Here is a 9,454-nt window from a genome sequence, read left to right on the forward strand (position 1 = left end):
TCCTACCGGAGGACCGCCGGGGGACCGGCATGCGTGTCACGACGATGTGACAGCAGGGGGGAACCGTGCACCACCTGATGCACCGCCACCTCGGCAAGGCCGTCGCGGCCGCCGCCATCGCCCTGACCGGCACCGCCGCCATGGTCGCGCTCACCTTGCCGTCCGACGCCGGTGCCGCCGGCGGTACGGACCCACGGAGCCGGACCGCCGCGGCCGACGCGCCCGCCCCGGGACGTGATCAGGAGCCGCCACCACCCGGCGTCGTCGAGAAAACCCCCGCAGAGGGAGAGCGCGGCCGGGGACGGGATCCGCTCACCGACGACGAACTCCGGCGCGCCCGGGACCTGGCGCTGCCGCGCACCCTGCGCGGTGCCGCCGAGAACGTCACCGGGAAGCCGGGCCCCGAACCCCTCACCACCGACCTGGCCGAACTCACCCCCGCGGAGACCGGGCTCGCCGACCCGCCGCGCCGGGCGACGGTCAGCTTCTACGACTACCGGAGCGACAGCTACCTCACCAGGACCGTCAACCTCACCACCTCCACGGTGGAGTCGACGGACTCCCGGCACGGCGTCCAGCCACCGCCCAGCCGTGCCGAGGCCGTCGAGGCGGCCCGGCTGCTGATCGCCGCCCCGCTGGGCTCCGGTCTGCGCCAGGACTACCGCGACGCCACCGGACACGACCTCACCGGGCCGGACCCGCTCTCCGTCACCGGCTTCGTCTACCGCGGCCGCGCGGAGGGCGACGCGCCGGGCGCCCTCGGCCACTGCGGGGAACACCGTTGCCTCCGCCTCTTCACCAAGGTCAGGAACGGCCGGTGGATCGACACCCGCCGCTATGTGATCGACCTCAGCGCCCGCACCGTCGCCCGCCTGGGCTGACCGGCCCCCGCCGACCACCACGCCACCCCACCGGAGCCTCCGCCATGCCCGGAAGACGCCCCACCGGCACCCGCCGCCCCCACCGTCGCGCCGCGGTCCTCGCCGCCGCCCCCCTGCTGCTCGCCGTGACCGCCCTGACGACCGGCCCGGCCGCCCAGGCCGCCCCCGAGGCCCCCGCCGCACCGGCGCCCACCCCGAACTGCAGTGCCGCCCACCGCATCACCCAGACGCTCGACGGCGGCACCGTCTGGCGCATGTGCTGGCACTACGAGGGCAACGCCGGTCTCGTCCTGGACGACATCTCCTACCAGCCCAGGGGCGAACGCACCCCCGTCAAGGTGCTCACCACCGCCAAACTCGCCCAGATCCACGTCCCCTACGACGACGGCAGGAACGAATACGACGACCTCACCGGGCAGGGCTTCGCCCAGGGCCTGCAGAAGCTCGACCCTGCCGAATGCCCCGGCGGCACCCTCAAGACCGTCAAGGTGCCCGGCGCCTGGGACCCCGCCCACCCCGACGTCCGCGGCCTGTGCGCCACCACCCGCGCCCGCGGCCACGCCTACCGCATGGGCCCCTACCCCGGCGAGCGCGCCAAGATCTTTCAGCTTCAGGGCAAGGACCTGCTGCTCTACACCGTCAACAAGGTCGGCTGGTACGAGTACATCAGTGAATGGCGGTTCTCCGGCGACGGCACCATGACCCTGCAGGTCGGCGCCACCGGCACCGTCTCACCCGCCGACTACGACGCCGGTGACGGCCGGGGCGCGCCGATCGGCAAGGGCGCCAAGGACTACGCCACCAGCCACAGCCACAATGTCTTCTGGCGGCTGAACTTCGGCCTGGGCGGCTCCGCCGCCAACACGGTCGAGCAGTTCGACTCCGCCACCACCGTCCCGCCCGGCGGCGGCACCCCCACCATCCGCACCACCCGCACGCCCGTCACCAAGGAGCTGGCCGGGGACGCCGGCCCGCTGCGCTGGTGGCGGGTGGTGGGCGGCGGCCGCAACAAGGACGGCCACCCGCGCTCGTACGAGATCGCCCCCGGCCCCACCAGCAAATACACCGGGCGCAGCTACACCACACATGACGTCTATTTCACCGAGTACAACAAATGTGAGCAGTTCGCCAGCAACAACCTGGCCAACTGCGGAGCCCAGGCCGGCAACAGCGTCGACACCTGGGTCAACGGCCAGCCGCTGAAACACCCCATCGCGTGGGTCAACATCGGGTTCCACCACATCGCCAGGGACGAGGACCAGGAACCGATGCCCGTGCACTGGCAGGGCTTTCAGCTGGTCCCACGCGATGTCACCGCTATGAATCCGCTCACTCCCCCCACGCTGTCCGGGCACAACGGGCACTATGGGTAAGGGGAGTTGGTAACCGACTCGATCCATCCTGCTGCACCGCCTCCCGCACCGCAGTAGTCTGCCTTGATCGTTGGCACGGGGGTTCGGAAGGCGGTGGCAGGTGAGCGGCGGGCTGGAGTTGCCCCCTGGTGACGAGAGTCATGAGGGTCATGAAGGCGGCTCCGTCGACGCACCGCCCGGCGCGGTGTCCCTGGCACGCCCGCTGGAGATCGGGGCGGAGCTGGACTGGGGCGCCGACGCCTGGAGCGAGGTGCGCACCCGCGCCCGCCGGGCCGGCCGCGCCTACATCTGGCTGAATCTCGTCGAGCAACGGCTGCGGGCCGTCGTCTCCGCCGTCCTGCGGCCCATCTACGAGCCGGTGCACGGCGACGAATGGGTCATCGCCGCGGCCGGCCCCGCCGGTCAGGAGTGGGTGCAGCGCGCGGTTGCCGTCCGCGAGGTCAGCCGCCGCAAGGGCTACCTCCTCGACCCCGCCGACGACAACATCGTCAGCTTTCTGACGCTTCCGCAACTCCGCGAACTGATGGTCCAGCACTGGCCCTGCTTCGAGCCGTACTTCGACGACCGCCGCGATGTCGAGCTGGCCCTCGACGAACTGGAGGTCGCCCGCAACATCGTCTCCCGCAACCGCGCCCTGTCCGAGACGGTCCTCGCCCAGGCCGAGCGCGCCTCCGCCCGCCTCCTGGACATCCTCGGCTCCGGCGTCGGCACCCGCATTTCCGGACGGCTGCCCATCGACGCGGTGGAGGACCTGGTCGGCGACCGCTACGCCGATGTCATCGGTGTGCACTCCGACCGGGTGCGCCTGCAGCGCCAGCTTCCCGCCGAGGACCTCTTCGGCGATGCCCGACGCCTGGACGCCGTGGGCATAGGCCTCAACCTCCTGGTCCAGAACTACTCGGGCCGCCGCCTGGTCCGGCTCGCCGAATCCGGCTGCCGCGTCCGGCTGCTCTTCCTCAACCCGGCCAGCAGCGCGGTCCGCCGCCGGGAGCGCGAAATCGGCCTGAAGAAGGGCGAGATGAGCCGCTCCATCGAGATGAACATCCTCCATATGCGGCGGGTGCGGGCCCGGCTGCGCGACCCCGGCGCGTTCGAGATCCAGGTCTTCGACGAGACCCCGCGCTTCACCGCCTACCTCGTCGACGGCGACGGTCCCGACGGTGTGGCCGTCGTCCAGCCCTACCTCCGCAAGAGCCGCGGGATGGAATCCCCCGTCCTCGTCCTCCGCGGCGGCGGGCGGGAAGTCGTCCGTCAGGACGCCCGGGACACCCGCGACGGCGACCACGGCCTCTTCGAGACCTACCGGGAGGAATTCGAGAGTATGTGGGCGGACTCGCGGCCGGTTTCCTGAACCGGACGCTGCCCCCATCGCGCAGGGGCGGCAGCCGCCGCACGACGGGGCCATCCGGCACCGCGGACCGGCCCCCGACTACCGTGGGGCAATGCACTTCCGTGTCCTCGCCCCCCTGGACGTGCGGTCCGCCGACGGCCGCCCCGCCGCCGTCCCGGAGACGAAGGTACGCGCCCTGCTCGCCGCGCTGCTGGCGCACCACGGCCGCCCCGTGTCCACGGCCCGGCTCGTCGCACACCTCTGGGGCCCGCGGCCGCCCGCCCATCCGACGGCCTCCCTCCAGAGCAAGGTCTCGCAGCTCCGCCGCGCCCTGGACACCGCGCAGCCCGGCGCCCGGAAACTGCTGACGGCGACCCCGCCGGGCTACCGGCTGGACATCACCGCCGATGCCCTGGACGCCGGCCGCTTCACGGCACTGACCGCCCGCGCGCGGGCCGCCGCCACCGCGCGGCAGCGGGCCGAACTGTTCGGCGAGGCCCTGGAGCTGTGGCACGGCCCGGCATTCGCCGGCTTCGCGGACAGTGACCTGGTGCGCCCGGTGGCCGAGAGCCTGGAGGAGCAGCGGCTGACGGCGCTGGAGGAGCGGGCTGCGGCCCGTCTGGAGCTGGGCGAACACGCCCCGTTGACCGCCGAGCTGGCCGGGCTGGCGGCCCGGCACCCACTCCGCGAACGGCTGCGTGCCCTGCAGCTGACCGCCCTGTACCGGGCCGGCCGGCAGAGCGACGCACTCACCGCCTATGACGAGATCCGCGCGCGGCTGGCCGACGAACTGGGGGTGGACCCCGGCCCCGAACTCATCGCGGTGCACCGGGCGATCCTGCACCAGGAGCCATGGCGGCCGCACGACGGCGGCATGCGGCACGGCGGCGGCGCGCGGCACGGCGGCGGCATGCGGCACGGTGGCGGCATGCGGCACGACGGCGGCGCGCGGCACAACGACGGCATGCGGCACGACGGCGGCGCCGACCGCCCCGAGGGCTGGGCGACGGCGGCTCTGGGTGCCGCCCGGCCGGCCGGCCCCCGCCCCCGTACCAACCTCCCCACGCCCCTCACCGCGCTCCTCGGCCGCCAGGACGCCGTCCGCCGGGTCGGGGCGCTCCTCGCGGCGACCCGTCTGGTGACGCTCACCGGCCCCGGCGGCGTGGGCAAGACCCGCCTCGCGCTGGAGTCCGCAGGCCGGCTGGCCGACTCCTTCCCGGACGGTGTCTGGCTGGTGGAACTGGCCGCGCTGAGCCGCCCGGACGCCCCCGAGCGCGACACCGGAAGCAAGTGCACCGCGGCCGAGGTGGCCGAGGCGGTGCTGGCCGTACTGGGCATCCGGGAGGGCGCCTCGGCCGGACCGGTGGCCGAGCGCCTCGTCGGCGCGGTACGCAGCAAGCGCCTGCTGCTGGTCCTGGACAACTGTGAGCACCTCGTCGAGGCGGCTTCGGAGGTCACCGCCGAACTGCTCGGCGCCGCCCCGGACCTGCGGGTGCTGGTCACCAGCCAGGAATCGCTGGGACTGACGGGCGAGACGCTGTGGCACGTACCGCCGCTGGCACCCGCCGGCGCCGTCGAGCTGTTCACCGCCCGCGCGAGCGCCGCCGACCCCGGCTTCGTCCTCGACGCCGACGCCACGGCCGCCGTGGCGGAGATCTGCCGCCGCCTGGACGGCATCCCGCTCGCCCTGGAGCTGGCCGCCACCCGTGTACGGGCACTGGGCGTACAGGAGCTGAGCGCCCGGCTGGACGACCGGTTCCGGCTGCTGGCGTCCGGCCGGCGCGGGGGCCCGCCCCGCCAGCAGACCCTGCGCGCCATGATCGACTGGAGCTGGGAGCTGCTGCCCGCCGCCGAACGCGCCGTGCTGCGCCGGCTCGCCGTCCACGCGGACGGCTGCACCCTGGAGGCCGCCGAAACGGTCTGCGCGGGCGACGGCGTACGACGGGACGAGGTGCTGGATCTGCTGGCCCGTCTCGTGGACCGCTCCCTGGTGACGGTGGCCCGGACACCGTACGGACCCCGCTACCGGCTTCTGGAGACGGTCGCCGCCTACTGCCTCGAACGTCTGCGGGAGGCCGGTGAGCTGACAGCCGTACGCCGGAACCATCACCGCCACTACACCGAACTGGCCGAGCGCGCCGCCCCGTTGCTGTACGGACCAGACCAACGCGAGTGGCTGGAGCGGCTCGACCAGGAGACGGCGAACCTGCGGGACGCCCTGGACGGTTCGGTCCGGGAGGGCGCCGCGGACCGCGCGCTGCGCCTGGTCAACGCCCTGGCCTGGTACTGGTTTCTGCGCGGCCGGCTCGCGGAGGCGGGCCGCTCGCTGACGGCGGCGCTCGCGGCGTACGAGGCCGGCCGCACGACGCTGCCGGACGCCGGGGACCCGGCCGCCGAGGGACGCCGGCTGCGGGCCGCCGCCTGGCAGGTCGGGATGGCCTCACTGGCCGGCGATGACGCCGACCCCGTGGAGCGGGCCACCGCCGTGCTGCGGCAGTACGGGACCCAGGACGACGACCCGGGCGGCCGGGCCTGGGCCCAATGGTTCCTGGGTTTCGCCCAAGTCGGCCTGGGCGACCCGGCGGTGGCCGGGAAGCGGGTGGCGCACTCGCTGGCCGCCTTCCGGGCCCTGGGCGACCGCTGGGGCATCGCCGCGGCGCTGAGCAGCCGCGCCCAGGGGACCGGCGGCGGGGATCTCCGGGCCCGGCTCCGCGATGCAGAGGAGAGCGCCGCACTCTTCCGCGAACTGGGCGACCGCTGGGGCCAGTTGCAGGCCGCCGATGCGCTCGGCGCCGTTGCGGAGATCACCGGTGACTATGACCGCGCGGCCCGCCTCCACCGGGACGGGCTGCGGATCGCCGAGGAGCTCGGCCTCTGGATCCAGGCCTCGTACAAGCTCTCCGGACTGGGCCGGATCGCGCTGCTGACCGGTGAGCTGACGGCCGCCCGCGACTTCCATGAGCGGGGTATGCGGCTGGCCGCGGAACAGTCGCACCTGCGGGGCGAGATGTTCGCCGAGTGCGGACTCGCCCTCGGCGCCCGGAGGGAGGGCCGCCTCGACGACGCCGAGGCGCATCTGCTGCCCTGGCTGAAGTGGTGCCTCGGCCGGGACGGCGACCCTGGTACCGCCTTCGTCCTGGGCGAGCTGGGCTTCCTCGCCGAACTGCGGGGCGATGCGGAGACCGCCCGCCGTCACCACCTGGACGGCTTTGTGGCGGCCCGCGCCACCGCCGACCCGCGCGCCGTCGCGCAGGCCCTGGAAGGGCTGGCGGGCGCGGCGGCACTGACCGGCCGGTGCGCCGTCGCGGCCCGGCTGCTGGGGTGTGCGGCCGCGGCCCGCGCCGCCGCGGGGGCGCCACAGCCCGGCGCGGAGCAAGGCGATGTGGCACGGAGCACGGCCACGGCACGCCAGAGCCTGGGCGACGCGGCGTTCGAGGCGGCGTACGCGAGCGGCGCCGGGATGGCACCGGAGGTGCTGGTGGCGGAGGCGACGGGAAGCGCGGGGGACGAGCACGCGGAGAAGGCTGAAATGCCGGAGGAGTGGGACAAAAGGGAGGGGTGCGAGAAAGAGGGGCAAGGAGAGAAGAGCGATAAGAGCGATAAGGGTGAGAAGGGTGAGGCGGGTGAGGGGGACCGGCGGCGGGGCGAGAGCTACGGCGTCCCCGTGATCCCCCCGTCGACCCGAAGCTCGATCCCGTTGACGTAGTCCGCGAGCGGGCTTGCCAGATAGGCGACCGCGGCCGCGATGTCCGCCGGGCGCCCCAGCCGCCCGCTCGGGTTCGGCGCGTACTCCGCGACGAGGTCCGCCTCGTCCGGTCCGCCCTGGGAGCCGTCCTCCGCCTCCTCCTCCGTTGCCCGCTCCTCGAACATCCGGTACATGGAGGGGGTGGCGATCACCCCCGGGCTGACGCAGTTCGCGGTGACCCCGGTCCCGGCGAGGTGCCGGGCCAGGCTGGTGGTCATGTTCACCACGGCGGCCTTGGCGGCGGAGTACGCCACCATGTGGGGCAGCGGTGTCCGTACGGCCCGGCTGCCGATGGTGATGACCCGGCCCCAGCCGTGGGCGCGCAGCGACGGCAGCAGTGTCTGGCTGACCCGCACCGTCGGCAGGACGTTCCCCTCGAAGGCGGTCCGCCAGTCGGACGGCCGGGAGCTCTCCCAGTCGTGCTCGGCGAACGGACCGGCGTTGTTGACGAGGATGTGGGCCCCGAAGTCGCGTGCGGTGAGAGCGACCTGCTCGGCGACGCCCGGTTCCGTCAGATCACCGAGCACCACTTCGGCCCGCACACCGCGGGCCGCGACCTGCTCGGCGACGGCCGCCGCGGCCCCCGCATTCCGCCCGTGGACGAGGACGTCACACCCCTCGTCCGCCAGCGTCTCGGCGATCGTGGCCCCGATACCCGAACTGCTGCCCGTCACCAGCGCGCCGTGTCCTGCCAGCCGTAGGTCCATGGCGGTCAGCCTAGGGGCGCGGCGGGCCGTGGGCTCCCTGCCGCGACAGGTGGCCGGTGGATTGTCAGTGGTGCGTGGGAGAGTGAACGAGCAACGGGGGAAGTACCACCGAAGGAGGTCTCGCATGAGTGAGTGCGGCATGGGCGTCCCCCCGGTCGAAGGCCGGGGGATCGTCAGGGAAGGGTGCGCGCCGAGCGAGTGCGAGGCCGGGCGAAGTGAGGGTTCGGCATGAGCTGGCATCAGGGGCTGCTGGTCGGCTTCGATCTGGAGACCACCGGCACCGACGTCGAGCAGGACCGCATCGTCACCGCGGCCCTGCTCCGGCTGGAGGGGGACGGCCGACCGGCCGCAAAGCTGACGTGGCTGCTCGATCCGGGGGTGCCGATTCCCGACGAGGCGGCGGCCATCCACGGCATTTCGACCGCATATGTCCAAGAGCACGGGCGCCCGCCGGGGACCGCCATAGAGGAAATCACCGAGGCGCTGGCCGATGCCCTGCGCGCGGACATCCCGCTGGTGGTGATGAACGCGCGCTATGACCTCTCGCTCCTGGACCGCGAGTGCCGGCGCCACGGTCTGCGGACCCTGACCGAACGCCTCGGACACGCACCCGCGCCGGTCATCGACCCCCTCGTCCTGGACAAGCACGTGGACCGCTACCGCAAGGGCAAGCGCGCCCTCCAGGCGCTCTGCGGCCACTACGGCGTCCGGCTGGACGGCGCACACGAAGCGGGCGCCGACGCGGCGGCCGCGGCCGGGGTCGCCCGGCGCATCGGGGAGAAGTACCCGGCCGTCGCCCTCCCGTCGCCCCGCGCACTGCACGCCCTCCAGGAGCAGGCGGCCGCCGACCAAGCCGCCTCGTTCCAGGCGTATTTGCGACGCTCCGGTGACCCACAGGCGATAGTCGAGCCGGCCTGGCCCCTGATCCCGTACCAGGCCGGGGCTGGGCGATAGCCGGGCCGCGGGGGCCCGGTGGTGTCATCAAATGATCTTGCATGGTGGATCATGGTTGAGTGATGCGTCGATGCGTCGATGCGTCGCCATGAACTGCCGGATGTCGAGTGGTAGTTCATCCGGCCGTTGCTCCTTGTGCTGTCGCGTGGGCGTACAAACTGAAGCAACTTGCTCGGCGTCGCCCCATACGGTGAGCTACACCGATCAGTCCCTGTCCGGCGACGAGGCCGGTGCAGGGAGCGGAGAGCCGGAGCCCGATTCCGTGGTTGCGGCGGTAAGGAGCGTCTTCGGATGAGGATTTCACGGACCCGATGAATCAGCCCACGGCACCCGATACCGAGCAGGTCCTGAAGTACAACTCCACACTGCTTCTCCGAACTAGTGCTCTGGCCGGGAAGGTTCACCGGGTTGTGTGCACGCCGCAGCTGCCGTGAGGCATCGGCCGCAGCGCACGCCCCGATGGG

At 73.2% G+C, this 9,454-nt stretch carries 6 protein-coding genes; 5 read left to right on the forward strand and 1 reads right to left on the reverse strand.

The annotated features are described in order from the left end of the window. Positions 1-65: 65 nt before the first annotated feature. From AB0C46_RS31430 to AB0C46_RS31445, 4 genes are all read left to right on the forward strand, one after another. Positions 66-881 (forward strand): Tat pathway signal sequence domain protein, encoded by an 816-nt coding sequence (locus AB0C46_RS31430; protein ID WP_362831991.1) that lies wholly within the window; start codon positions 66-68, stop codon positions 879-881. A 44-nt stretch (positions 882-925) separates the two neighbouring features. Beyond that, positions 926-2,254, forward strand: a complete 1,329-nt coding sequence (locus tag AB0C46_RS31435; RefSeq protein ID WP_362831992.1) for a copper amine oxidase — start codon at positions 926-928, stop codon at positions 2,252-2,254. A 100-nt stretch (positions 2,255-2,354) separates the two neighbouring features. Beyond that, a complete protein-coding gene (locus tag AB0C46_RS31440) occupies positions 2,355-3,605 on the forward strand; it encodes an SAV2148 family HEPN domain-containing protein (protein WP_362831993.1) in 1,251 nt (416 codons plus the stop codon). A gap of 91 nt (positions 3,606-3,696) precedes the next feature. Beyond that, the gene (locus AB0C46_RS31445; RefSeq protein WP_362831994.1) at positions 3,697-7,290 is read left to right on the forward strand and encodes a BTAD domain-containing putative transcriptional regulator; all 3,594 of its coding nucleotides are present in this window, start codon (positions 3,697-3,699) and stop codon (positions 7,288-7,290) included. Here the strand turns inward: AB0C46_RS31445 and AB0C46_RS31450 are convergent. Further along, complete coding sequence (locus AB0C46_RS31450; RefSeq protein WP_362831995.1) at positions 7,236-8,036, reverse strand: SDR family oxidoreductase; 801 nt, start codon at positions 8,034-8,036, stop codon at positions 7,236-7,238. The genes AB0C46_RS31445 and AB0C46_RS31450 overlap by 55 nt on opposite strands. Before the next feature lie 228 nt (positions 8,037-8,264). On the opposite strand from AB0C46_RS31450, the gene AB0C46_RS31455 reads away from it, so the two are divergent. Next, positions 8,265-8,990: an exonuclease domain-containing protein gene (locus AB0C46_RS31455; RefSeq protein WP_362831996.1), complete on the forward strand. Its 726-nt coding sequence runs from the start codon at positions 8,265-8,267 to the stop codon at positions 8,988-8,990. The last annotated feature ends 464 nt before the right edge of the window (positions 8,991-9,454 follow it).

This window comes from Streptomyces sp. NPDC048637 (assembly GCF_040650675.1).
Taxonomy (GTDB): Bacteria; Actinomycetota; Actinomycetes; order Streptomycetales; family Streptomycetaceae; genus Streptomyces.

Excerpts from the sequence above, each read along its gene's own strand:
- AB0C46_RS31450 (WP_362831995.1), bottom strand. The coding sequence starts at position 8,036 with ATGGACCTACGGCTGGCAGGACACGGCGCGCTGGTGACGGGCAGCAGT.
- AB0C46_RS31435 (WP_362831992.1), top strand. The coding sequence starts at position 926 with ATGCCCGGAAGACGCCCCACCGGCACCCGCCGCCCCCACCGTCGCGCC.
- AB0C46_RS31445 (WP_362831994.1), top strand. The coding sequence starts at position 3,697 with ATGCACTTCCGTGTCCTCGCCCCCCTGGACGTGCGGTCCGCCGACGGC.
- AB0C46_RS31455 (WP_362831996.1), top strand. The coding sequence starts at position 8,265 with ATGAGCTGGCATCAGGGGCTGCTGGTCGGCTTCGATCTGGAGACCACC.